Genomic DNA, 24,303 nt, shown 5'->3' with positions numbered 1-24,303 from the left:
GTTTCTTTCTTTGTCGCGAGTCTTAGCACCGGCGGGGTGCGACGTCACGAGCCCGCATGCTGGGGGTGATGGCGCAAAGAAAAACGGCAGAGCGCGGACCGCTCTGCCGTTCGTAAGGGTCTCCGAAGACCCGTCTCATTGGTCGCGAAGGACTAGGATTTCAGCGGTTCCAGGATCGAGACGTAGTTGGCCACGGCCGCGCCGCCCATGTTGAAGATGCCGGCCAGGTCGGCGTTTTCGATCTGCATCTCTCCGGCGGTGCCGGTCAGCTGCATGGCGCAGAGCGCGTGCATCGACACGCCGGTGGCACCGATCGGATGACCCTTGGACTTCAATCCGCCGGACGGATTGATCGGCAGCTTGCCGTCCTTCTTCGTCCAGCCCTCCAGGGCGGCCTTGGCGCCCTGACCCTGGGGTGCGAGACCCATGGCCTCGTACTCCAGCAGTTCGGCGATGGTGAAGCAGTCGTGAGTCTCGACCAGCTTCAGGTCTTCCAGCTTGGTACCGGCGGCGGCATGAGCCCGGCTCCAGGCCTCGCTACAGCCCTCGAACTTGATGATGTCGCGCTTCGATAGGGGCAGGTAGTCGTTGACCTGCACGTTGGCGCGAAAGCGCACGGCCTTGCCCAGCGTCGCAGCCGTTTCTTCGTCGGTCAGCACGATGGCGGCGGCGCCGTCGGACACCAGCGAGCAGTCGGTGCGCTTCAGTGGGCCGGCGACATAGGGGTTCTTGTCGCTGACGCTGCGGCAGAAGTCGTAGCCCAGATCCTTGCGCATCTGGGCGTAGGGGTTGGCGACCCCGTTGGCGTGGTTCTTGGCGGCGATGGCCGCCAGCGCGTCGGACTGGTCGCCGTGGCGCTGGAAGTACTGATTGGCGATCACGCCGAAAACGCCGGCGAAGCCGCCCTCGATCTCGCTCTCCTCCTTGACGTAGGAGGCCTTGAGCAGGGTCTGCCCAATCTCAGCGCCGGAGATGCCGGTCATCTTCTCGACGCCGACCACCAGCACGAAACGGCCCTCCTTCGCGGCGAGGGTCTTGAGGCCCTGGCGGATGGCGGCGGAGCCGGTGGCGCAGGCGTTCTCGACCCGCGTCGCCGGCTTGAAGCGGAAGGCGTCCGAGGTCTGCAGAACCAGAGAGGCCGGAAAGCCCTGGGGCGAGAAGGTCTCGCCGTAGGTGCCCAGCACGATCTCGTCGATGTCGCCGGGCTCCAGGCCCGCATCCTCGACCGCCTGGATCGCGACCTGGGCGATCAGGGATTCGACGTCGTCCTCGGCATGTTTGCCGAACGGCGTATGGGCCCAACCGACGATGCAGCCGCTCATGGTGTCCGTCCTCCCGCTGACTTTGCCTTGATGTTATGGCGACAGATATAGCCGGTCGCGCGGTCGGCTACCAGAGCGGCTCCGGCACAAGGCTTCTGAAAAGACTGAAGCGCAGGTTTAGTCGTCGTCCTCATCCTCGAAACTGCTTTCCTCCTGCGGACCGAGCAAGCTGCCACAGGCCAACTCGTAGCCGTCGGGGTCGCGCAGGGTGAATTCGGCGACGCCGTAGGCCTGTTCCTCTACCGGTCCCGGCGTGTAGCCGCGTTCGGCAAGCTCGTCATGGGCGGCTTGAGCGTCGGGAACATAAAAGTAGAGCAAGGTATCGCCGTAGCTCGGACGCTTGCGCCGAGCGTCGCTGTCCGTTTCCTCCGGGCGGTTCAGCATCAGCGAGATATCGCCGTGGCGGATCAGCGCCCAGATCGGTTTGCCGTTCATGTCGTGCCGGTTCTCCACCGTGAAGCCGAGCGCGTTGCGGTAGAAGTCCAGACTCGCATCCAGATCTTCCACGTTAATCAAGGGCACCAAGCGATTGAGAAGCATGACTTTTTCCTCCCCTTTTGCGGCGCACCCGAGGTCTGTTCCCGGCTGCCTCCGCACGGATGCATAGGAATGCGGGGCTACCGGGGCAATCGCCAATTCGCGATGACGTCACCTCTCCACCGGTGTGAGGCTCCCTCTGCGGTCCCGAGGCCGGTCGCGCCTCAAGGGTGCATCGTCTCAGGACCCGCAGGGAGGACGTCATTGTCGATGACCAGCCGATCCGCTAAACCATTCCGTGCAGTCGGTAGATAGCTCGTGCGCTACGGTCCAAAGAATTACTTCATAACTATAGTATTAGAGTGAGATGCGTTTCGGGGTGTTCTGGTTAGTTAAAGCTGTAACTCAACGTCGCACCGCGAGTCTTGCCGCCAGATTTTTGGCGGTCCTCGCCGTTGTTCTGCAGGTTTCTCTCCCGGGTACACTCGCTCTTGCCGAAGCGAACGGCCTCGACGTTTCGCGGTTCATCTGTGGGTCGTCCGGGCAGGTTTCGGCTGAGGCGCAGGCAGCGATCGAACAGCTCGCGCAGCTTCTCGATGACGAGGCGCCAGATCACCAGCCCTTCGACGGGCACTGTCCCTACTGCACCCTTGTTCAGCTCCCGCCTGTGCCGGAGCCCGTTCCGACGGCGGAAGCTGCAGACTTTACGGCCAGCACGGCTTACGTGCGTTACGAACCTGCCGCTTTCCTGCGCGACGTCCGGGGAGCGCCTTGCCGGTCGCGCGGACCGCCATCTTACCTCTGAAGGAAAGACAATCGACCGGCACCGCCTTGGGTGCCGTCTCTGGGCATGCCGTCTCTGGGCATGCCGTCTCTGGGCACGCCTTCTCGCCTTGCGCGGCCCGCCTTCAGTTCGTGAGACGCTCCCATGACCCCGAAGTTCTATCGTCGCTTCCTCAGCGGGGCGACGGTTGCCCTGATTGCCGCTCCGGCCTTCGCCCAGAACACCTTTGCCCAGAACACCTTTGCCCAGAACACCGAAGCACCTTCACCGCAAATCGATGAAGCTTCGGAGCCTGAAGCCTCGACGGAGTTTATGAGGCTCGATCCTATACGCGTCCCGGGTGCTCATTCTCCTCAAAACGAGGCACAGGAAAGGCTCGATCTCCGCGCCGGAGGCACGTCGGTGATCGGTGCAGATGCTTTTGAAGACACTCGCGCGACGACGCTCAGCGACGTTCTTTCTTTCGCCCCGGGTGTCTTGACCCAGACCCGCCACGGCGAGGAGACACGTCTGTCTATCCGGGGCTCGGGCATTCAACGTGGCTTTCAGCTTCGCGGAATACAGCTTTACCAGGACGGTATTCCACTGAACTTGGCCGACGGGGGAGGCGATTTTCAGTCGATCGATCCGCTGGCGCTGGAGTTCGTCGAAATCTGGCGGGGCGCCAATGCACTCGAATACGGATCCAGCTCCCTTGGCGGTGCGATCAACTTCGTCACTCCGACCGGGCGAACCGCGCCGCCGCTGGCGCTCCGGCTCGATGCCGGTTCCTTCGGGCAGCGGCGTGGTCACGTCCAGCTTGGCGGCGCGCATGGCAGCCTCGATGGCGTTCTCGGCCTCACGGTCAGCGAACAGCAGGGCTGGAGAGATCAGTCGGAAACCAGCGCCACCAGAGCGTCGGCAAACCTCGGCTACCAGCTAAGCGAAGCGTTGGAAGCGCGCCTCTTTCTCAACTACGTCGACTCCGAAATGGAGTTGCCGGGGCCTCTTTCTCTCTCCGAGATCGAGGACGACCCGCAACAGGCCGGGCGCAACTACCGCGAACGCGATGCTGCGAACGACTACACGATGAAGCGAGTTGCCGCGCGGCTTTCATGGGCTCCGGTCGAGGTTGGCGAAGTCGTTACCTCGATCTTCTATTCCGAGAGGGACCGCTATCATCCCACGGTCTTCGGAGTTCTCGATCAGGATGCGCGGAACATGGGGTTGGATGTGCGGGGCGTCTTCGACTTCGCCGACAGCGATGCGACGCGACGGCTCGTGGTCGGCGTGGCCGCCGCGCGTTATCTCGGCGAAGAGGATCGCTTCAGGAACGCGGGCGGCGAACGGGGCAGCTTTCGTGGACGGACCGATCTCGACGGGCGAACCTATGTCGCCTATGCCGAATACTCACACGGTCTGACCGACGCCCTGACGCTTCAGGCGGGCGCACAGATTACCCGTGCCGAGCGGGAACTGGACAATCGGGCTTCGCCGGCCCAAAGCTACGATGAATCGTTCGACGGGTTCAGCCCGAAGATCGGCATCCTCTACGACATCACCGAAGACGATCAGGTCTACGCGAACGTCAGCCGCAGTTTCGAACCCGCGCCCTTCGGAGAAGCGCGGGTTCTGCCCGATCTGCCGCTGCCGGATGCGCAGACGGCCACGACCTATGAGATCGGCTGGCGTCGCCGGACCGGCGGGGTGAATATCGAAGCGGCCGGCTTCTATTCGAAGATCGACAACGAGTTCCTGGCGCTTGTCGACGAAAACGGTGCCTCCCTCGGGACCACGAATGCCGATTCGACGGTTCATCTCGGTTTTGAGCTCGGTGCAAGCCTGCCGTTGAGCGATACCTTGGACTTGCAGGCCAGCTATCTTTGGAGCGACTTCCGCTTCGACGATGATGTCACCTTCGGCGACAACGACTTGGCCGGTATTCCGCCTCACAGCCTAAACGCACGACTGTCCTGGACGCCGCTGTCCTGGCTGACGATCTCGCCCATGGTCGAATGGCGCGGCGGAACGACCTGGATCGACCATGCCAACACGGTTGGGGACGACGGCTATGCGCTCTTGCATCTTGGGCTCTCCGGCGATCTGCCCGGTGCACCGGAGTCGGGATTCGAATGGTTCCTGGACGTCCGGAACCTGACCGATGAGGAGTATATCTCCACGACGCTCGTGCGGGACGACGTGAACGGCGCCGACAGCGCGAGCTACTTCCCCGGCGATCCCCGTTCCATCTTCGGCGGCATACGCTGGAGGTACTGACGAGCGTGCAATGAAAATCTGTCGGAGTAATCACGGCATTTGCTGAAGCGCCATCACACCCGGATGTCGGTGCCCGCGTCGCCAGGTTTCTTCGCCAGGGGAGGTCCGGCCAAAACCTCCAGGGTCAGCTGCCAGCGTTCGGTCGCCTTGGCGGCCGTGTAGCCCTGCTCGTAGGCCGTGCGACCGGCGGCCGCCAGGCGGTCGGCCTGCAGCGGATCCACCAGCAGCCGGTCGACCGCCAAAGCCAGGGCGTGGGGATCGTCGGGCGCCACCAGCAGGCCGTCGCGGTCGTGGCCGATCAGCGCGGCCGGGCCGGGCGCTGCCAGGGCGACGGTGGGGCGGCCGGCTGCCCAGCAGGAGATGACGGGCAGGCCGATGGGGTCGTCCTGCCGGGCGATCACGGCCAGGTCGGCGGTGGTCACCGCCGTTTCGGCGTCGTCCACCAGCCGGACTCGGTCGGTCAGGCCGGCTTGGCGGATCGCCTTCTTCAGACGCTTGGTCCTGCGCCCATAGGGCAGCAGCCAGAGCCAGACATCGGGCAGCTCGGCCCAGGCGTCGAGCAGCAGGGCGGTGCCGGAGCGGTCGCGTGCGGGGACGGCGACCAGATCCACGCCCTCCGGCGTGTCCCAGCGCTGGCGCGCCAGGGGGCTGGGACCGCCCGTCGTGGCCGGTTCCGGCACGACCGGTGCCAAGAGCCCCACTTCGTCCGGTGGCCAGCCCTGTTCGCGGGCGTAGTCGACCAGGTCTTGGGTCGGTGCCACCAAACGGCGCGCACCGGCGTGGGCGAAGGGCGCGATATCCTCATAGCCCATCAGGATGCCCAGACGGACGGTCTTGCCGTTCGCCGCCCGGTCGAGACCCGGGCGCGGCCGGTCGAGTGCGCGCGCCGCCTCCGCGCCCCAGATCAGCACGAGGTCCGGCCGCACGATGGCGATCTCGTCGGCGATCCGGCGGCGCGTGACCAGATCCATGAAGCTGCGATAGGGCGCCGTGCGCTGTCCGACTCCGCTGCCGGACAGGGCGGGGGCCCAGTCGGCGGAGACGACGGCGCGCTGGATGAAGGGCGGTGCCGAGTCCTCGCCGGCCATGGCCGCGAGTGCGCTCAGCAGCGCCACGACGGTTTCGCCTTGCGGCGAGGCGGCGGGGGCGGCGCAGAGATGCAGGCAGCGTAGCAGAGGGAGTCTCCCCTTGAGGCTTCGGGTGCCGCAGTCTGCGTCAAACAAGGTTTCCGGATCGTTGAGGCGGGTGCAGAGCCCGGCTCGCTCTGCTATCCAGGGCGACGCCATGTCCCTGAAAGCTTCAGATTCCCAAGGTTCTCCGGAAAGCGCTTCGTCCGCGAAGGCATCGGCGGTGCACCCCGCGACTGCCCCGCAGGAGCGCATTTTGGCGATCAAGCTGAGTGCCTTCGGTGACTTCATCCTGTCCTTGCCGGCCTTGCAGGCTATCCGGAGCGCTCATTCCCAGGCGGACATCACCCTGCTGACGACGGCCCCCTTCGTCGGTCTGGCCGAGGCCAGCGGCCTGTTCGATCGGATCTGGGTCGACCGTCGTCCCTCTGTCTGGCGGATTTGCGCCTGGGCCGACCTGCGCGCGCGCCTGCGCGGCGCCGGCTTCGACCGGGTCTACGACCTGCAGCGCAACGACCGCACGGCGCTCTACTTCCGTCTGCTCGGTCGGCCCAAGCCGGAGTGGGTCGGGATCGTTGCCGGCGCCAGTCACCGCTATGGCGCCATGAACGACCAGCGTCACATCGCCGAGCGTGAAGGCGAGCAGCTCGCGCTCGCCGGCATTGCCGTTCCGGAGCGAGCCGATCTCGCCTTTCTCGACGGCGACCTCTCCGCCTTCGATCTGCCCGAGCGTTTCGCACTGTTGGTTCCCGGTTGCGCGCCCAAGCGGCCGGAGAAGCGCTGGCCGGCCGAACGCTACGGCGGTCTGGCGACGGCCCTGGTGGAACGGGGGCTCCGACCGGTCCTGATCGGGACGGCGGCCGAGGCGGAGGCGCTCGACCGGATTGTTGCGCTCTGCCCGCAGGCGCTCGATCTGCGCGCACGCACCTCCATCGGACAGATCGCGGCCCTGGCACGGCGCGCGGAGCTGGCCGTCGGCAACGATACCGGGCCGATGCACGTCATCGCCGCCGTCGGCTGCCCGACCCTGTCGCTCTTCTCCCGCGTCTCCTTGCCGGTGAAGGTCGCACCGCGCGGCCCCTCCACGGCTTGGTTGCAGCGGCCGGAGTTGGCGGACCTAGGCTTGGCGGAGGTCCTGGAGGCCGTTCAGAAGCTGGGTCGCGGCACCGGTAACCGCGCCGACGTCTAGATCCGCAAGCGTCTCGCCCTTCGCTGCCCGCAGCTCGGCCGTCTCCGGCCCCCAGGGCGCAACTCCCGAGGTTTCGCTTGAAGCTCCGGCCGGGCTGAGGAGAGCCAGGGTCGGACAGCCCGCCGCCGCCGCCAAGTGCAGCAGGCCGGAGGCCGTGCCGAGATAGAGACCGCAGTGCCGCAGCGCCGCCGCGAGCACGGGCAAGGGCGCGCGGCCGACCCAATCGAGCCGCCGTTCGCGCGGCAGGCGGGCCAGCAGCGGGTTGGCCAGAACCCGCTCGTGTTTCTCCGCGACCACCGCAATGCGCGCGTCGGGCAGCGGGCCGCCGGGGGACGTCAGGGCCAGGGCCGCCTCAGCGAAACGCTCGACCGGCCAGATGGCGGCCTCGTCTTCGCCCGCCGGACCGACTGCCAGGAGCGGAAGACTGCCACCGCCGTTCGAAAGGCTGTCCGTCGGCAGGAGTCGCGTGGCGGCCTTGCGGTGCGCTTCGGCGAGCCAGAGCGGGAGGCGCTCGGGCGGCGGCAGGCCTAGAAGGTCGGCGAACGCGACCACAGGATGGAACGCCGGGTCGGGCGTTTGAGCGGCCAGCCGCTTCCGTTTCACCAAAAGGGAGGTGAAGAGAGTGGGGCGGAGGTCGACAACCAAAGACCAGGAGGTCGCGGCCGCCCTCAGCCAAAGCGTCAGTATCTGCCGGCGGCTGGGCGTCGGCTCCAGCAGGCGAATGCGGTCGAGTCTGGGCATGGCGCCGTAGAGCGGCGCGGTCAGGCGGTTCGCGACGAGCGTGAAGCGCGCCTCCGGATAGCGGTCCTGCAGCAGCGCCAGAGCGCCGCCGGCCAGTACCGCGTCCCCGAGCCGGGTTGGGAGAACCACCAGAATTCGCATAGCTGCCGGCTGTATGGCAGGCGGCGTTCAGCTTGCCAAGTTGCCTGCGGTTTCCCATCTGCCAGGCAAGCAAAACGGCGAGGGAAGGGCGATCATGAGTAAGCTGTCGGCACATGTGATGGAGGGGCGCGGCCTCTTGCAGGTCGGCGGCGCGGACGCTCGCAGCTTTCTCCAGGGCATCGTGTCCAACGACGTGGAGCGGGTCGCACCGGAGCGGGCGATCTGGGCGGCCTTCCTGACGCCCCAGGGCAAGTACCTGCACGACTTCCTAATGGCCCAGGGTCCCGAGGGAACCCTTTGGCTGGACTGCGAGGCGGAGCGTCGGAACGACCTGCTCAAACGCCTCAAGCTCTACAAGCTGCGCAGCAAGGTGCAGCTCACCGACCGGACGGAGGAGCTTGCCAGTCTGGTGATCTGGGGCGACGGCGCGGTCACCGCGGCCGACCTGCCGGCCGAGGCGGGGGCGGCGCGCGCCTTCCAGGGCGGCAGTCTCTTTGTCGATCCCCGTCGCGCGGAGCTGGGCCTGCGGGCGCTGATTCCCCGTTCGGCTCTGGACGCGGCTCTGGCCGAGCTGGATGCCGAGGCGGTCGACCTGGCGGCCTGGGAGCGCGCGCGGATCGCCGCCGGTGTGCCCGACGGCAGCCGCGACATGCAGGTGGACAAGGCGATCCTGCTGGAGAACGGCTTCGACGAACTGGGCGGCGTGGACTGGAGCAAGGGCTGCTACATGGGGCAGGAACTGACCGCACGCACCAAGTATCGGGGCCTGATCAAGAAGCGCCTGCTGCCCGTCGAGATCGCCGGCCCGGCCCCGGAGCCGGGCACGCCGGTTACTAAGGACGGCAAGGAAGTGGGCGAACTCCGCTCCGTCGCGGACGGCCTCGGACTCGCGTTGCTGCGCCTGGCCGCACTGGAAGACCTGGCCCCGGAGACGCTGCTCGCGGGCGACGCCCGGCTCACGCCGAAGAAGCCAGACTGGGCCGCCTTCTAGCTCAGCCCGAAGCGTTCTTTCAGCAGGCGGTCGAGGTCCGAGAGGCGGGCGAAGGCGGAAAGGCCGGGCGGCAGAGACAGCTCGCCGGCCGCCCCCAAACCTGTGGTTCCGAAACGCTCGCGCAGGGCCTCCGTCAACCAGCCCTCGGCCTGGTCGCGGCGGCGCTTTGTCAGCCGGTCCGTCTCCTGTAGCCAGGTATGGTGACGGTCGAGCGCCGCAACCAGGTCGGCAAGACCCTCCCGAGTCTCGGCGGAGACCGCACGGGCTTCGACGGACCAGCCGGTCTCCGCCTCGCTGAGGCCGAGCGCGCCGCGCAGGTCCGCCAGAGCGCGCCGGGCCGGTGCGCCGGTGTCCGCCTTGGTGACCACGGCCAGATGGGGAATCTCGACGATTCCCGCCTTCATGAACTGGAGCGAGTCGCCGCTGCCGGGCTGGACGCAGAAAACCACGGTGTCGACCACGCCGGCCACGTCGGTCTCGGACTGGCCGACGCCGACCGTCTCGATCAGCACTCGGTCGAAAAGCGCGCGCATCAGCACCATGGCGGCAACGGTCTGATCGGCCAGCCCGCCCAGACGGTCGCGGGCGGCCATCGAGCGGATGAAGAGACCCGCGTCGCCGCCGTTGCTGGCCAGCCTTACCCGGTCGCCGAGCAGCGCGCCGCCGGAGCGTTTCGACGAGGGGTCGACCGCGATCACGCCGACCGTGAGCCCGGCCGCGCGGTAGGCGCCGATCAGCGCGCCGGTCAGCGTCGACTTGCCGACGCCCGGAGGGCCGGTCAGCCCGATCGTCTGGCTGGCTGTCCGACTGTCGGCTGGACCTCCGGTCGGGTCCAGCGCCTCGGCCTCCGCTTCGGCCAGAAGGGACAGCACCGCCGGCGTCTCGGGTGCCCGCTCCAGTTGGGCGAGCGCCCTGGCCAGGGCCGGCTTGCCGCCGTGCCGGAGCTGCGCGAGCGTTAGCTTTTCGCTGACGGTCTCGGTCATGGGTCAGACAAAGCAGAGCGGCGCGCGCTCGGCAAGTCCGCTTCCCGCCCTCTAGCTCTCCCGACCATCGACTTTATCCCTGGGCCGTAAGCCGCTACACCCCACGACCATGGATCGAACGCTCTTCTTCGGTGTCGTCGCCGGGCTCGGTCTGGCTGCCTTGTTGGCAGGCTGGGCGCTGGGCTGGCCGGGGCCGGCTTTGGTCGCCGCGGCCGGGGCCTGGGCCAGGATTCAAATGCGGCTCGGCGAGGTGGCCGGCCGAGCGGAGGCGCCGCCGGACAGCCTGACGGCGGCCCTGCCGTGGGGCGCAGCGCTGGCCGCGGTGCTCGCGATCGTCTGGATCTTCTTGGCGGGCTGAGCGCCGCGCGTCATGCTGGGGCCATGGCGACATCTTCCCAAGACACATCGAACAGGGGCGCAGGCGCCCAGAGGCCGGCGGTTGGTGAGACCGTCACGCATCACTATGCCCGGTCGGGCAGCTTGGCGCAGCGCCTCCTCGACATCGCCCAGGGGCTGCGTGGTAGCGGCGATCCCACCGTCGACGATCTGGCGCCGCTCGACCATTTCCATATGCGTGGCGTGGAGGCGACGGCCGAGTTCGCTGAGATGGTCGTGCCGAAGCCGGGGCAAACCTGCGTCGATCTGGGCTGCGGGATCGGCGGGCCGGCGCGTTGGCTGGCCGCCCATTGCGGGGTCCAGGTGCTGGGCGTCGATTTGACGGAAAGCTACTGTCGGGATGCCGGCCTTCTCAGCCGGGCCGTCGGTCTGTCGGACGCGGTGCGTTTTGCCTGCGCCGACGCCACGCGGCTGCCTCTGGCCGAGGACTCGGTCGATCTGGTCTGGACGCAGCACGCCGCCATGAACGTGCCGGACAAGGCGGCGCTCTACCGCGAGGTGGCACGTGTTCTGAAGCGCGGGGGCCGTCTGGCGCTACACGACATCATGGCCGGGCCGGAGGGGGCGCCGCATTTCCCGGTGCCCTGGTCCAGCGTGCCCGAAGGATCCTTCCTGCTGCCCTCCGGTAAGATCCGCGAGCTTCTGGCGGAGGCCGGGCTGACGGAGCTGGTCTGGCACGACCATACCGCCGACGCCTTGGCCTGGGTCCATCGTCGCCGGGCCGATCTGGAGGCGGGCAAGCCGCGCCCGCCCGGACCGCAGGTCCTCCTCGGCGAGGCCTTCAAGCAGATGTCGTCGAACCTTACCCGCAGTCTCGAGGAGGGCCGGGTCACCGTGCACATGGCGCTGTTGGAGACGTCTTAGCCTCTCGTCTGCGACTAATCGGCGGTGGGGTCGGGAATCCAGCCGACCGCGACCGCATCGCCTTCGTAGGGCGAGGGGACGGCTCGGGCGAAGAGCGCGGCTTTGAGTGCGGCTGTGTCGAGATCCGGATCGGCCGCCAGCAGACGCGCGGCCAGAGCGGCGACGCGCGGCACCGCGTAGCTGGAGCCGGAGGCCCGGCCGGACGCCCCCCGGAAATCGACGACCGGCAGGTTCTCGGCCGGGACCATCAGGTCCACGCTGTCGCTGCCCCAGTTGGAGCCGGGCGCCAGCCGCCCGAAGCCGTCTGCCGAGGTGACCACGACGAGAGTCGGCAGATCCAGTGCGGCGGGCCAGAGCGGGGCCTTGTCGAGGTCGCGTCCGTCGTTACCGGCGGAGACGACCGCCAGCAGCTGGGGATGGGCCTCCAGCGCCTCGGCGAAGGCGGTCCAGTCTTCCGGATCGCGGCTGCCGAGCGGCATCGCCAGAATGCGGGCGCCCGCCGCGGCTGCGCGTTCAACCAGCGCGCCCAGCCGTGTCATGTCCGGACGGGGATAGCGGTAGGGGATGAGGGCCGCCGTCGGGGCCTCGCGAACCAGGACGGAGGCGACCGCGCTGCCGTGGCGGATCGGCTGAAAGGCGCTGCGGCCGAAGTCACCGTCGTAGGGCAGGGGGTCCAGGTCCCAGAAATCGTAGCCCAGAGGCCGCCCCTCGGGATCGCGGGCCAGGCGGTCGCGGTAGAGCGGCAGGTCGTAGGCCAGGCCCGAGTCGACCAGTGCCACGCGCGGGCCGCCGGGGTCGCGGCCCTCCGGCCAGGGCGCCTGTAGGGTTTCGCGCCAGCGCAGGCTTTCCAGATCGCCTTCCAACTGTTCCAGCGTGACGGGACGCCCCGCCTCGTGGATCAGCCGTCGCCCGGCGAAGACCTGGCAGTCGCTGCCCGCGATGGCCTGCAGGACGGGGCGTGCCTGCGCGTCCGTGCGCTCGTGATACTCGGCCGTGAAGCGCCGCAGTTGTCCGCCGGGTTGCAGACGCCTGAGCCGCAGCTCGCCGTTGCCCGGCAAGGCGAAGATCTGCTCCAGCGACACGGTCTGGCCGGCGGGTCCCCGCGCGTTTTCCTCTAGCAGCCAGGCGCCAGGCAGCTGCATTTCCGCCTCGATCCCGGACAGCGGGCCGGCACCGCAAAGCCGGTCGACGGCCAGCAGCAGCCAGCCGCGCGGCGTCGCCGGCTCATGCGCCTGCGCTGAGGGCAGGGTGCCCAGCGCGGCCAGCACGCCGAGCGACAGCAGCAGAACGAGTCTCCCAGCGGATCGCCGTGCCAGGCGGAGAGAGAGGTAAGCTTTTTTAAGAGCTATCGGCATGTCGGTGGCAGCTTCGCCGGGCGGCCGTACAACGTCAATTCGCTCTGCCGGATGCCGAAGGGCGGAGTGCTGCGTTAACCTTGACGCCGCGCCTCTAGACAGGCCTCGCCCGATTGCCTATACACGCTCCCTCGCTAGGCAGCGCGCCGGTTTCCATACCAACACCGAGCGCCCGATCTTCAAGAGAGATCCCGGCCCCGGCGCCCAGGTAGCTCAGTTGGTAGAGCATGCGACTGAAAATCGCAGTGTCGGTGGTTCGATTCCGCCCCTGGGCACCATCTTTTCTTTCCAACCATCTTGTCGCGATGTCGACACCAGCGCGTCTTGTTACGCCCCACAGTGTGGACGGACGTCAAAGATGCAAGTCTCTGCTTGCACGCTGTAAGTGTATAGCCGTCCGTTCGTTACGGTGTCTCGGACCCTGAGGCTATGGCGCTTGCCGCGACCCCGTCCGAAGGAATCAAATTTCTCAGAGATCGATTCGCTATTTGTTAACCATATTTTTTCTCTGCTCTTTGTTTTGGTTAGTTTTGATTTAAAATTCGGAATAACATTCAAATTTGTTTTTTATAAAGTTCCCATCATTTGATTTGGCTGCTACCCAATAGTTGAAGTTGTCCAGGGTGCATGGGGATCTGGCGCTGTTTTCCCGCTTCGGAGTTTCTCGGTTTCCACGCGCTCTTCTCTAGCATAGGGCGTGCGATCTCCATCCGTTTGGAGTGAAGCCACGAGACCGGATCGCACGTAATCGGATCGTTCTGGGCGGTCCGCCGGATGAGGTGCGCCCTTCGGCGTTTCTCCGGGCTTTTGACCTGCCTTTGGCGCGAAGTGCGTCGGGGCGACGACGCAGTCTGTTGGGGGCGGTTTTCATGAAGGTCGGTCTCTGTTTTATCGTCTTCTCTCTCGTCGTTGGCTTGGGCGCGGCAGCGCTTCTGCCGCGCTTGACCGTTCAAGCCTCCGATCAACCCGGTTCGGGTCAGTCCAGTGAGGCTCAGCAGGTCTCCGACCAGCCGACGATGGTGACCGAAGCCTACGGTGACTGGCTGCACCGCTGCGTCCGGGTCGAGGATCAGCGGCGCCTCTGCGAGGTCGCCCAGGATGTGACGGCCGTCCGGGACGGTCGGTCCTCGACGCTTCTGCGCATCGCTATCACGCTAGATGATGACGCCGGGGATGAGAACGCCAGGCACCGCCTGGTGATCGTTACGCCCCTGTCGGTGGATCTGCCGAGCGGCCTTCGCCTCTCCGTGGAGGGGGAGGAGACGGAGCCCTTCGCCTATCGGAGCTGCGATCCGGCCGGTTGCTGGATCGAGGTGGAGGCGTCGCCGCGCCTGATCGATCTTCTGAAGGGCGGGGCCGAGGCCCGGGCGCTTTTCGCCTTGCGCGGCGGCCAGGAGTTCGACGTCGCTTTCTCTCTGGCCGGTATCACAGCGGCGCTCGGCGCCCTCGACAGAGCCCGGCAGGGCTCCTGAGGCCGGACGAGGGCTGTCATGCGCGCGTTGCTTCACCGCTGTCTCCTGCGGCTGGCCAGTCTCCTGCCGAGCTGTCTCGGGGCAGTCTGTCTTTTCGGAGCGGCGTCGGCCCTGGCCCAGCAACTCGAGAACCCGCGTCAGCAGCAGGACCAGTTCGAGCAGCGCCAACGCGAGCTGGAGCGGATCGCGCCGCCAGACGACGCCGTGGAGCCCCGACCGCGACCGCTTCCCCGGCAACCGGACGACGCCTGCATCGAGGTCGCGGAAATCGAGATCTCCGGTGCGACCCTCTTGAGTGATGAGCTTCTGGAAGAACTGACGCGCCCCTACGAAGGCCGTTGTCTCTCGCTCGGCGATCTCAATGCGCTGCTCGACGAGATCAATCAGAGCTACATCGATCGCGGTTACGTTACCAGCCGCGCCTTGCTGCCCGAGCAGGACCTGACCGGCGGCGTCCTTCGGTTGATCGTCGTCGAGGGCCGGATCGAGGGCTTCCGCTTCAACGACCGCGAGGGCTCCGATGTCGGCGCGGTCTGGATGGCCTTTCCGGGGCTGACCGGCGACACGCTGGACCTGCGCGAGCTGGAGCAGGGCCTGGAGCAGATGAACCGTCTGCGCGCCATCGACGCCCGTCTGAGTATCGAACCGGGCGAGGAGCCGGGCACCAGTCGCGTGGTGATCGAAACGCCCTCCGAGCGCGACATGCGGGTCGGCGGCGGTTTCGACAATCTGGGAGGCGAGCGCACCGGCCGCCTGCGCGGCCGGATGACGGCTGAGATCGACAACATGCTCGGCCTGCTGGACGGCTGGTCGGGCTACCTGGAGCGCTCGCTGCCGAATCAGACCGACGGCCGCAGCCTGTCGGCCGGAGGGTTTCTCTCGATTCCCTACGGACGCTTCACGCTGCTGTCCGAGATCGCCTATTCGGAGTACCTGCAGTTCGTGGAGGGCGCCGCCACCGAGTTCGCCATCTCCGGCGACACTTTGCGGGCCGAGGGCGGTGTCTCCTGGGTCTTGGGGCGCGGCCAGCGCAGCAAGACCACGCTTGAGGCCCGCTACGGCATTAAGGACACCGAGAGCTTCCTGGAGGACGTCAGGCTGGAGACCGGCACGCGCCGCCTGGCCATCGCCGAGGCGCGCCTCAGCCAGACCCAGAGGATGCTGGGCGGGGCTTGGTTCGCGACGCTCGCCGTCGAACGGGGCCTGCCGCGCGGCCTCGGAACCTCGCTCGAAGACGATGCGGACGCGCCCAGGGGCACGCCCCAGGCGCAGTTCACCAAGGCGGCGCTGCTGCTCGACGGGTTCCAGCCCCTGCCGCTGGGCGAGGCCTCCCTGCTGTGGCGTCCCAGCCTGCGGGCGGAGTGGAGCCCCGACACCCTCTTCGGATCCGAGCGCATGACTCTCGGCGGCTACTTCACGGTGCGCGGCTTCCGGGACGAAAGCATTGCCGGCGACGAGGGGTTGCTGCTGCGCAACGACCTGGTCTGGACCTTGCCGTCGCTGGGCCTGGGCCGGGTGGAAGACGCCCTCGGGCGGATCGAGCTTTACGGCGCCTTCGATGCCGGTTGGGTCGACGACGCCGACAACGTCTCCGATGCCGATGGCGGCATCGCCGGGACGGCTGTGGGGCTTCGCGCCTCCGGCGGCCCTCTCACCTTCGACGCCAACCTGGCGCACTCCGTGGTCCATGGGCCGCTGGAGAGCGAAGGCCTGGTTTTCACTTTTCGTGCGGGAGCGACCTTCTGATGTCCTCGACACTTCGGATGCTGCGGAAACAGGCGGCGGCCCGCCCCGACCGAAACGGACCCTCGGCCTTTCGCCGGATTCTCTCGACGGGCCTCGCGGTGCTGCTCGCGGTCCAGCCCATGGTGCCGGTCACGGCCGTGCGCGCCGAGAGCAACATCGTCGTCGATCCCAATCAGGTCGGGAACACCGCCCTGGAGACGACGGCCAACGGCCTGACTCAGGTCGACATTGCCACGCCCTCGGGCGCCGGCGTCTCGCACAACCAGTTCACCGACTACAACGTCGCGCCCCAGGGCGTCATCCTCAACAATGGCGCCGGCATCAGCCAGACCGATCTCGCCGGCGTGGTCTACGCCAACCCGAATTTGGTGAACGGGTCCGCCCGGATCATCCTCAATGAGGTCACCGGAACCTCCGAAAGCCTGCTGCAGGGCTACAGCGAGGTGGCCGGCGTGACGGCCGACGTGGTGGTCGCCAACCCCAACGGCGTGACCTGCGCGGGCTGCGGCTTCATCAACACCAGCCGTGTCACCCTTTCGACCGGCGTGCCCGACCTGGTCGAGGGCGAACTGCGCGCGCTGGTTGTAGAAGACGGCACCGTCGCCTTTCGCGGCGCCGGCGGCGACTTCTCCGCCGTGCCCTTCCTCGATGTGGTGGCACGCCGGGTTGAGTTGGCCGGTCCCCTGCACGGTCAGGACATCGACCTTATCGCCGGTCGCAATCGCTACAGCTACGCCGACGGCAACTACGAGGCCCTGGCGCCCGACGGCCGCACGCCGGACATCGCCATCGACTCCAGTGCCTTCGGCGGCATGTACGCCGGCCGTATCAGCCTGATCGCCAACGAGGCCGGGGCGGGCGTGTCGCTCGACGGCACCCTGGCCGCCAACGCGGACAGCCTGACCATCACGACGGACGGCCAGCTGGTCATGACCGGCCGTCTCTCGGCGGCCGAGGACCTGGCCGTCGAGGTCGAGGATCTGACCAATAGCGGCACCATGGTCGCCGCCCAGGACCTGTCTCTCGAAGCGCTGAGCATCACCAACGAGGCGGCTGGCGAGATTCTGACCCAGGCCGGAAATCTACGACTGGCGGCGGAGTCCGCCGTCAACGAGGGCACCGTCGCGGCGGGACGCGATCTGACGGTCGCGGTGACCGAAGAGCTCGACAACGATGGCCGGCTCGTTGCCGGCCGAACCCTGGAGGTGGCGGCCGCGCGGCTGGACAACGCCGACGACGCGGCGCTCCTCGCGCTCTCGGGCGACCTCGACCTGCAGGTGGGGCAGGAGACGATCAACGCCGGTGAGGTTTACGCCGCTCAGACCATCTCCATCGCCGGCGATAGGCTTCGCAACCAAGCGGAGGGAGAGATCGTCTCCAACGAGGGCGACATCTCTACGACGCTGAACCGGCTGGAGAACGAGGGCGAGATCCTTGCCGGCGAATCCCTCTCGTTGGGGGCCGCCGAGCTGTCGAACGAGGGCCGGATCGCCGCGCTGAGGGGCGCGGCCCAGATCACGACGGCGGAGGCGACCAATGCCGAGGGAGCCGTGATCGCGGCGGGAACCGGACTGGAGATCGTGGCCTCGGGCGCGCTGGCCAACGCCGGCCGCCTCTTCGCGCTCGACGACCTGGACCTGATGGCGGGCGCTTTCGGCAACGCGACCAGCGGTGCTGTCTCCGCGCGGGACGGCGCCGTCTCCGTTACCGCCGATACCGTCGACAATGCCGGGCGTATCGCCGCCTCCTCCGGCGCGCTGCTGCTGTCGGCCCGTACGGCCGACAACCGCGACGATGGCTTGATCGCCGCCGCGACCGACCTGACCGCAACTGTGACCGACAGCCTGACCAATGACGGCCAGCTCTACGCGGTCGCGGATCTGACGACGCAGGTCGGTACGCTGAACAACCTGGCCGAGGGCGACATCGTTTCGGAAAACGGGTCGCTCGACCTCGGGGGCGGGGTCCTGGTCAACGACGGCGACCTGCTGTCCGGCGACGCTCTGGCGCTCGACCTCGACGGCGGTCTCGTGAACCGCGGTGTCCTGCAGGCGGCGGGTCCGGTCATGCTCTCGCTGGCGGGCGGCGTCCTCAACGACGGCGGTCGTATCGAAAGCCAAACCGGCGCGCTGAACCTCGCCGCCGCTTCGCTCGACAACCGGGGCGCGGCGCTGCTGGCGCGTCAGGGGCTGCTGTCCCTGGCGCTGCAGCAGCAGGCCAGTAACAGCGATGGTCAGATCGCCGGCGGCGCTGTCTCTCTTTCGGCGGCCCGTCTCACCAACGATGCCTTGATCGCCTCCGTCGGTGGCGCGCTGGAGATCACGCTGTCCGACGTGCTGACCCTCGACGACGGGATACTGGAGTCCGCGACCGGCGACCTGCGCGTGACCGCCGCCGGACTGAACAACAACGGGGCGCTGGTGGCGGGACGCGACCTGCTGCTGTCCTTCTCCGGCAACGCCACCAACCGCGGCCTGCTGATGGCCGACCGCAACCTCGGTCTCTCCCTGCCCGGAACCTTGAACAACATCAGCGGCGCCATGATCGCCGAGACCGGCGACCTGGTGATCGAGGGGGCCACGGCCGGCAGCCAGGCCGTTCGTGTCGCCAACCACTCCGGACTGATCGAGGCGACCCAGGGCGACATCCTGATCCGCGCCCAGCACGTCGATAACCTGCTGGACGGTGGCGTCCGGCAGACCAGCGGTCGCGTGTTCGATGAGTTTTACCGCGCCATGAGCCCGAGCCAAATGACGGTGCCTGGGTATTGGAGTATTCCCGGCGCGGGGCATTCCTCCAGGGGCGCACGCTACTACAACCGTGGCGACCGCTGGTATGTGCGCGTGCCAGACCCTCATGAGGTTGACTTTCCGGTCTACTACTTCTTCCGGTCGGGCCGACCCGGCAGCGCCGGCGTGCGGGTCTTCGCCGATCAGGTCAGCTTCGAGGCTTCGAACGCCCAGAGTCTGATCTCGGCCGGCGGCAACCTGACCCTCGATGCCGGGGCCATTCGCAACGACGCCAGCCACATCCTGGCGCGGGGCGACATGACCCTGACCGGGCACAGCCTGGCCAACACCGGCTACGCCAGCCAGACCGAGTGGTACATCGACTGCGAGAACGACGACCTCTGCCGCACCGTCGGCGGACGCGGCGCGCCCTGGCAAGATTCCGGCCGCGGCGACACCGCGCCGAAGCTCTGGTTCCGCGAGAACGGGCCGGGCCTGTTGGGCACCATCCGGGCGGGCGGCGCCATCGCCGGCTCCTTCACCGGTCGGATCGATAACGAGACCATCGTCGCGCGGGCCAACCTGGTGAGCCTGCCGGGCTTCTCCGGCGTCGTCCCCACCGTCGCGACTCCCACGACCCCGAGCGGCCCGGCCGCCGGCGTGCCGGCCCTCTCGCCTGGAATGCTGACCGGTGCGGTGCCGGGCCTGCCGGGCTTCGGCGTGCCGGCGACGGGCGAGGCGACCCCGACGGCCGTCTCGGCGCAGGATCTGCTGTCCGACATCTCCGGCGGGCGCGGGCTCTTCGTCGCCAATACCGAGCCGGGCTTCACCCATCTGATCGAGAGCCGCTACGAGTTCGCCGACCTGTCCGGCTTCTACGGCTCCCAGTACTTCCTCGACCGGCTGGACTACGACCCCGACGTGCTGCCGCCCTTCCTGGGCGACGCCTTCTTCGAGACGCGCTTCGTGCTGCAGCAGGTGCTGGACGCCACCGGCGAGCGCTTCCTGGGTAACTACGCCGACGACGGCGCGCAGATGCGCGGCCTGTTCGACGCGGCGGCGGCCCAGGCCCAGGACCTGAACCTGGTGCCGGGCGTGGCCCTGACGGCCGAGCAGGTGGCCGGCCTGACCTCCAGCATGGTTTGGTACGAGGAGGTGCAGGTGGCCGGCCAGACGGTGCTGGCGCCGCGCCTCTATCTCGCCGGCGACGGCCTGGACCAGATCGCCCTGGGCGGCGGCCGCATCGCCGGCACCCAGGTCGCGCTGGAGGCGGCCGGCCTGACCAACTCCGGCGACCTGCTGAGCGACGACAATCTCGCCATCACGGTGCAGGAGGAGCTGGCCAACCTCGGCGGCCGCATCGCGGCGGAGGGCGCGGCTTCGCTGGTCTCCCTCGGTGGCTCCATCGTCAACAGCGCGACGGTGGAGAGCTGGGCGGCCCAGACCGGCAGCGTCGAGCAGATCCTCTCCGCCGGCCGGATCGAGACCGGCGGCGACCTGAGTCTCAGCGCGGCGGACAACCTGGTCTCTCTCGGCTCTGAAATGACCTCGGGCGGCGACATGCGTCTCGCGGCCGGCGGCGACGTCACCTTCGGCGCCGTGACGACGCAGCAGCACACCTCCTACGGCGGCAGCGCGAACGGCAAGCACGTCAGCGTCGCTTTCGGCGCCATGCAGCAGAACGGCAGTTCGCTGGACTCCGGCGGGGCGCTGACCGTCCTGGCGGGCGAGGACATCACCTTCGGCGCTTCCACCGCGGTCGCGGAGGGCGACCTGCTGCTGGCGGCCGAGGGGCTGGTGACCCTTAGCGCCGAGGAGGAGGCGAGCTACTACAACGACCGCAGCGAATCCTCGGGCTTCCTCTCCTCCTCGTCCTCCTGGCGGGACGAAGAGAGCCGGACCCTGCGCAGCTCCTTCGTCGGCTCGCGCGACGGCGATCTGACCATCGCGGGCGGCGAGGGCATCGGCCTCTTCGCCAGCGAGGTCGCCGCCGGCAACGACGCCCAGCTTCTCGCCGGCTATCTGCTCGATTCCACCAACGGCGTCTTCGTCGAGGGCGGCGGCGAGGCCGACCTGGTGATCCAGGGCGGGACCGAGGCCTTCCACGCAAACTCCGGCACCGAGCGCTCCGGCCTCTTCGTCGGCTCGGGCGGCGGCTTCGTCTCCTTCTACGGCGCCTCCGAGCGCAGCGAGCGGAGCTGGAGCGAGACCAACCTGCCCAGCCTGCTGTCGGCGGGCGGCAGCCTGACGGCGGCGGCGACCGGCGACATCGCGGTGCAGGGCAGCCACTTCGCGGCGGGCGACGACATCGCCCTGGCGGCGGCGGGCGACCTGACCATCGCGCCGGGCCGCGAGGGCCGGCGTCACGAGACGCGGGAGTCGCGCTCGGGCTTCGGCATCGGCTTTTCCGCCAGCGAGGGCGGCCTCGGCCTGTCGGTCGGGTTCCAGGCCTACGAGGCGGGCGAGGACTTCCAGGGCGACTACAACGCGGTCTCCACCCTCACCGCCGGGCGCGACCTCAGCCTCTCGGCGGGCGAGGACCTGACCCTGGTGGCGACGCAGGCGACGGCGGGCGAGGACATGGTTCTCACGGGCGAGAACGTCTCGCTGCTCTCGGCACTGGACCGGGAGACCCTGTCGGGTTTCGAGCGTGAGCTCTTCGTCGGCATCACGGCCTCGGTGAACCAGAACGTCAGCCAGGCGGCGCGCACGGTGGCGGATTCCGTGTCCTCCACGACGGGGGCCGAGGGTGGGGCTGGTTCGACGCTGATCAGCGGCGCCTCGGGTGCCTTGCGCAGCGTTGATGCCGTGATGTCGGCGATCTCCAGCCCGGTGTCGGCCTCGGTCGGCTTCGGGGTCTCCGGCTCGAACCAGAGCTGGAGCAGCACCACGGAGACGGCGGTACCGACGCTGTTGCAGGCGGGCGACGACCTGACCATCGCGGCGGCGGATACACTGCTGGCGCGGGGGGCGCAGGTCTCGGCCGGGGACCGGGTTCTGCTGTCGGCGGAGACGTTGCGTCTTGAGGCGCAGGCGGCGCGTTCGACCAGCAGCCACGAGTCGTCTCATTTCGGGGCCTCGGTGGGTATCAGCTACGGCTTCAACACGGGGCTGACGACCGAGGGCGCGGGGCCGAGCTGGGGCGCGGGCGTGAGCGGCTCGGTCTCGGCCGGTTTCAGCGAGGGCGAGTCGGAGGCGACGCGCCATCTCTGGACCCTGGTGACGGGGCGCACGGTCGACCTGGAGATCGACGGCGACGCGTCGCTGATCGGTGCGGTGGTGGCCGGCGACCGGGTGCGGGCAGCGATCGGCGGCGACCTGGAGGTGGTGACGGTCGCGGATCTGGCGAGCAGCAGCAACCGCAGCCGGGGCGGCAGCCTGGGGCTTTCGATGGGCCTGGGCGGCGCGGCCGGTTACGACCCGACGGAGGTGGACCTGGGGGCCGGGGGCGGTGGCCCGGTGGGGCTACAGTGGGGTTTCTCCTTCGGCGAGGGGGAGCATGACAGCGCCTGGATCGACCGCCAGGCGGGCTTCCTGGGGGCTGATGTCTCGGTGGAGGTCGAGGGCCACACGCGGCTTGAGGGCGGCTATATCGCGGGCGACCTGACGACGGGCAGCCTGTCCTGGGCGGACCTGGAGGGCCACGACCGGGGCCGTCAGGTGGACCTCTCCCTGAACGGCAGCCTCCCGCTGACCGGCGGTGGCGGCAGCGGCGACGGCCTGCTGCCGGACTGGGTTCCGACGGGCGAGGGCGGCTTCGCCTCGCACGAGCGCGAGCAGGTGGCGCGGGCGACGGTGACCGGCGACGTGACGGTGACCGACCCGGACGCGCAGGCGCAGAACCTGGCAGCCCTGAACCGCGACCCCGACCGCGCACTGGAGGTGACCAAGGACGAGCGCACCTCCTTCGATGTTTACGTCTCGCCGGAGGCGATCAACGAGGTGAATGCCTGGTTCGACTCGCGCCAGGATAGCCGGCTGGCGATCGGCGCGGCGAACCTCGCGGAAGGCCTGGAAGCGCTGGTGGAGGATTTCGTCGGCGAGCTGTCGGACGACCCCGCCGAGGCTGCCTTGATTACTCAGGACGCCGCGCGCTTGCGGGAGGGGCAGGTCACGCTGGAGGAATTGGCGCGCGAGTACGCCGTCTTCGCCTGCCAGTCGTTCAATCTCTTCGATCTCTTCATCGGGCGCGCCTACGCGTCTGGTGGGAGCTGCGCGGCGGCAGACCAGCTTCTCGCCAAAGTCACGGCCACTGAGTTGCTGCAGTCGATCAGGGCTGAGCGTGTGGATCTGGAACTGAATCGCAATGGCGGATTTGACGCGCTGAAGAGACTGGAGGCAGGCGACCAGCTGACGGCTGCGGATCTGGAACAGCTGCAGCCATTACTGAACTCGGTCGCGGCCTTGATGGAAATGACAACAGGCGATCATCTCGAAGGACGGCCACCGTCAATGGAAGCGAGCAAAGCCTTGTTGCAGTTCGGCCTGATGTTCGACGGCTCGACTTTCACGCGTCTGTTGCAGGTAGCGGGAGAGACCGGAGCCCTGCCAAACCTCGCGCCGCCCGAGGGTTATGAGACATGGCGGGAATTTGAACAGGTAGAGGGCGCTAAGGCTGTGGCCGCCCAACTTACAGGCGGTCTGCTCGGACATGCCGCGGGCAAGGCCATAGCTGCCGGCGGAAAGTTCATCAGCGATGAGGCAGGACGAATCTATCGCCTCGTCCTTGGGAAGACCTCAGACGATGTCGTGGCATCACTGAAGGTGAATCCCAGGGCACCTGATGGCGTAATTCCCAATGGAGAGTTTGTCATTGCCCCGACCCGGGGAATTCCGACTTGGAATGGAAGTGGGCCGCAAGGTGGTGTTATTGGTTTGAACAGCCAATCAAAATCCAATTTGATGCTGCGCAACTTCAAACCAGATGAGGGTGTAGAATTTGTATTCGACCCAACAACGTCAACCTTCCTAGTAAGGGCGCCTTCGAGCCCATTGAAACACCGAGGACTTGCTGATTCGATTGGAGCGCCGCATGGTCAGGTTGTTGGTGGGATACTGACGAGAGGTACAAATGGTAGATTTTTAACTAATGAGGCATCGGGGAGCTTCTATCAAAATTGGACGCCACAACTACGTACACAATTTGTTCAAACAATGAGGCGCTATGGTCTGGAGTTTGAACATTTTGCGGGGTTGTAATGGAAAAAGTGATTAAATGTCCAGTTTCGAATAGAGTAATTGAGCTTGATGTTGATGCAGATTCGTGGTTCGTGACGATCGAGGGTGCGTGTTATTTAATTGGTGATGAGAGTGATAATGCTGTTCTAGCGGTTCTTCCCTTTTTGGAGATCCCTATACAAGATTTCAAAAAATCTGTATCTGAATTCCTGATAAAATATCCTGGTTCAATTTTTCCCTATGAAGTATTCATTCATGCTGGATTCAAGCATGGCTCTCCTCATTGGACCGACTGTGCTCTTGAATGGTTATCGGGTTTAAATCATAAACCTGAATCTGATTTTTCTAAAGAACTTGAAATTATTGTTCAAAAGAAAAAGCGATATAGTCAGAAATCTCGCCATCTAGCTTGGAAGTTGTTGAAAAGAGGGTATTAAAATAATCTGAGACTACATAAGAGTGGTCTGTGGTTTGAGATGCCGTGTTGGGCAGACCCTCTCGGCTCGGTTTCGGGGTCGAGCAGAGCTTCAACGCGGTTTCCTCCGAGATACT

At 67.1% G+C, this 24,303-nt stretch carries 16 protein-coding genes and 1 tRNA gene; 11 read left to right on the top strand and 6 right to left on the bottom strand.

The genetic code is table 11. The features are described 5' to 3' along the window. Positions 1-152 precede the first annotated feature (152 nt). Positions 153-1,322 carry an acetyl-CoA acetyltransferase gene (locus tag ACO054_RS10205; RefSeq protein ID WP_421706464.1) on the bottom strand — a complete coding sequence of 390 codons (1,170 nt, stop codon included), beginning with the start codon at positions 1,320-1,322 and terminating at the stop codon, positions 153-155. 117 nt (positions 1,323-1,439) lie between these two features. Further along, positions 1,440-1,862, bottom strand: coding sequence for a VOC family protein (locus ACO054_RS10200; protein ID WP_421706463.1), 423 nt, complete (start codon positions 1,860-1,862; stop codon positions 1,440-1,442). Between the two features lie 304 nt (positions 1,863-2,166). Here ACO054_RS10200 and ACO054_RS10195 point away from each other — a divergent pair, with 304 nt between their 5' ends. Next, entirely contained in the window at positions 2,167-2,604 is a 438-nt protein-coding gene (locus ACO054_RS10195; RefSeq protein ID WP_421706462.1) for a DUF2946 domain-containing protein, read from the top strand. A gap of 123 nt (positions 2,605-2,727) precedes the next feature. Continuing rightward, entirely contained in the window at positions 2,728-4,839 is a 2,112-nt protein-coding gene (locus ACO054_RS10190; RefSeq protein WP_421706461.1) for a TonB-dependent receptor family protein, read from the top strand. A gap of 53 nt (positions 4,840-4,892) precedes the next feature. Here ACO054_RS10190 and ACO054_RS10185 read toward each other — a convergent pair whose 3' ends face one another. Then, positions 4,893-6,125, bottom strand: coding sequence for a glycosyltransferase family 4 protein (locus tag ACO054_RS10185; RefSeq protein WP_421706460.1), 1,233 nt, complete (start codon positions 6,123-6,125; stop codon positions 4,893-4,895). A gap of 97 nt (positions 6,126-6,222) precedes the next feature. Between ACO054_RS10185 and ACO054_RS10180 the strand changes: the two genes are divergently transcribed. Further along, on the top strand, positions 6,223-7,155 hold the full coding sequence (locus tag ACO054_RS10180; RefSeq protein ID WP_421706459.1) for a glycosyltransferase family 9 protein: 933 nt from the start codon (positions 6,223-6,225) through the stop codon (positions 7,153-7,155). Here the strand turns inward: ACO054_RS10180 and ACO054_RS10175 are convergent. Then, positions 7,084-8,037 carry a glycosyltransferase family 9 protein gene (locus ACO054_RS10175; protein WP_421706458.1) on the bottom strand — a complete coding sequence of 318 codons (954 nt, stop codon included), beginning with the start codon at positions 8,035-8,037 and terminating at the stop codon, positions 7,084-7,086. The two genes, ACO054_RS10180 and ACO054_RS10175, sit on opposite strands and share 72 nt — an antisense overlap. Positions 8,038-8,131: 94 nt before the next feature. Between ACO054_RS10175 and ACO054_RS10170 the strand changes: the two genes are divergently transcribed. Continuing rightward, positions 8,132-9,028: a YgfZ/GcvT domain-containing protein gene (locus tag ACO054_RS10170; RefSeq protein ID WP_421706457.1), complete on the top strand. Its 897-nt coding sequence runs from the start codon at positions 8,132-8,134 to the stop codon at positions 9,026-9,028. On the opposite strand, the gene ACO054_RS10165 is transcribed toward ACO054_RS10170, so the two are convergent. Further along, a complete protein-coding gene (locus tag ACO054_RS10165; RefSeq protein ID WP_421706456.1) occupies positions 9,025-10,011 on the bottom strand; it encodes an ArgK/MeaB family GTPase in 987 nt (328 codons plus the stop codon). The genes ACO054_RS10170 and ACO054_RS10165 overlap by 4 nt on opposite strands. A gap of 109 nt (positions 10,012-10,120) precedes the next feature. Between ACO054_RS10165 and ACO054_RS10160 the strand changes: the two genes are divergently transcribed. Both ACO054_RS10160 and ACO054_RS10155 read left to right on the top strand, forming a co-directional pair. Then, on the top strand, positions 10,121-10,369 hold the full coding sequence (locus ACO054_RS10160) for a hypothetical protein (RefSeq protein WP_421706455.1): 249 nt from the start codon (positions 10,121-10,123) through the stop codon (positions 10,367-10,369). Positions 10,370-10,392: 23 nt separating this feature from the next. Then, a complete protein-coding gene (locus ACO054_RS10155; RefSeq protein WP_421706454.1) occupies positions 10,393-11,271 on the top strand; it encodes a class I SAM-dependent methyltransferase in 879 nt (292 codons plus the stop codon). A 14-nt stretch (positions 11,272-11,285) separates the two neighbouring features. Here the strand turns inward: ACO054_RS10155 and ACO054_RS10150 are convergent, their stop codons facing one another. After that, positions 11,286-12,626: a S8 family serine peptidase gene (locus tag ACO054_RS10150; protein ID WP_421706453.1), complete on the bottom strand. Its 1,341-nt coding sequence runs from the start codon at positions 12,624-12,626 to the stop codon at positions 11,286-11,288. 202 nt (positions 12,627-12,828) lie between these two features. Here ACO054_RS10150 and ACO054_RS10145 point away from each other — a divergent pair. From ACO054_RS10145 to ACO054_RS10125, 5 genes are all read left to right on the top strand, one after another. Beyond that, positions 12,829-12,904, top strand: a tRNA-Phe gene (locus ACO054_RS10145). Between the two features lie 591 nt (positions 12,905-13,495). Beyond that, a complete protein-coding gene (locus ACO054_RS10140) occupies positions 13,496-14,098 on the top strand; it encodes an invasion associated locus B family protein (RefSeq protein ID WP_421706452.1) in 603 nt (200 codons plus the stop codon). 18 nt (positions 14,099-14,116) lie between these two features. Then, the gene (locus tag ACO054_RS10135) at positions 14,117-15,844 is read left to right on the top strand and encodes a ShlB/FhaC/HecB family hemolysin secretion/activation protein (protein WP_421706451.1); all 1,728 of its coding nucleotides are present in this window, start codon (positions 14,117-14,119) and stop codon (positions 15,842-15,844) included. Then, complete coding sequence (locus tag ACO054_RS10130) at positions 15,844-23,772, top strand: hemagglutinin repeat-containing protein (protein WP_421710318.1); 7,929 nt, start codon at positions 15,844-15,846, stop codon at positions 23,770-23,772. Before ACO054_RS10135 ends, ACO054_RS10130 begins: the two co-directional genes overlap by 1 nt. Next, entirely contained in the window at positions 23,772-24,188 is a 417-nt protein-coding gene (locus ACO054_RS10125; protein WP_421710317.1) for a hypothetical protein, read from the top strand. The genes ACO054_RS10130 and ACO054_RS10125 overlap by 1 nt, the downstream gene beginning before the upstream one ends. Positions 24,189-24,303 lie beyond the last annotated feature (115 nt).

It is taken from the genome of Algihabitans sp. (assembly GCF_965226985.1).
Taxonomy (GTDB): Bacteria; Pseudomonadota; Alphaproteobacteria; order Kiloniellales; family DSM-21159; genus Algihabitans.
The sequence above is the reverse complement of the archived record's forward strand: the minus strand, read 5'-3'. Positions and strand labels throughout refer to the sequence as shown.

Bases quoted from the DNA above. Each gene is read 5' to 3' on its own strand.
- ACO054_RS10205 (WP_421706464.1), bottom strand. From the start codon at position 1,322: ATGAGCGGCTGCATCGTCGGTTGGGCCCATACGCCGTTCGGCAAACAT.
- ACO054_RS10200 (WP_421706463.1), bottom strand. From the start codon at position 1,862: ATGCTTCTCAATCGCTTGGTGCCCTTGATTAACGTGGAAGATCTGGAT.
- ACO054_RS10195 (WP_421706462.1), top strand. From the start codon at position 2,167: ATGCGTTTCGGGGTGTTCTGGTTAGTTAAAGCTGTAACTCAACGTCGC.
- ACO054_RS10190 (WP_421706461.1), top strand. From the start codon at position 2,728: ATGACCCCGAAGTTCTATCGTCGCTTCCTCAGCGGGGCGACGGTTGCC.
- ACO054_RS10185 (WP_421706460.1), bottom strand. From the start codon at position 6,125: ATGGCGTCGCCCTGGATAGCAGAGCGAGCCGGGCTCTGCACCCGCCTC.
- ACO054_RS10175 (WP_421706458.1), bottom strand. From the start codon at position 8,037: ATGCGAATTCTGGTGGTTCTCCCAACCCGGCTCGGGGACGCGGTACTG.
- ACO054_RS10170 (WP_421706457.1), top strand. From the start codon at position 8,132: ATGAGTAAGCTGTCGGCACATGTGATGGAGGGGCGCGGCCTCTTGCAG.
- ACO054_RS10165 (WP_421706456.1), bottom strand. From the start codon at position 10,011: ATGACCGAGACCGTCAGCGAAAAGCTAACGCTCGCGCAGCTCCGGCAC.
- ACO054_RS10160 (WP_421706455.1), top strand. From the start codon at position 10,121: ATGGATCGAACGCTCTTCTTCGGTGTCGTCGCCGGGCTCGGTCTGGCT.
- ACO054_RS10155 (WP_421706454.1), top strand. From the start codon at position 10,393: ATGGCGACATCTTCCCAAGACACATCGAACAGGGGCGCAGGCGCCCAG.
- ACO054_RS10150 (WP_421706453.1), bottom strand. From the start codon at position 12,626: ATGCCGATAGCTCTTAAAAAAGCTTACCTCTCTCTCCGCCTGGCACGG.
- ACO054_RS10140 (WP_421706452.1), top strand. From the start codon at position 13,496: ATGAAGGTCGGTCTCTGTTTTATCGTCTTCTCTCTCGTCGTTGGCTTG.
- ACO054_RS10135 (WP_421706451.1), top strand. From the start codon at position 14,117: ATGCGCGCGTTGCTTCACCGCTGTCTCCTGCGGCTGGCCAGTCTCCTG.
- ACO054_RS10130 (WP_421710318.1), top strand. From the start codon at position 15,844: ATGTCCTCGACACTTCGGATGCTGCGGAAACAGGCGGCGGCCCGCCCC.
- ACO054_RS10125 (WP_421710317.1), top strand. From the start codon at position 23,772: ATGGAAAAAGTGATTAAATGTCCAGTTTCGAATAGAGTAATTGAGCTT.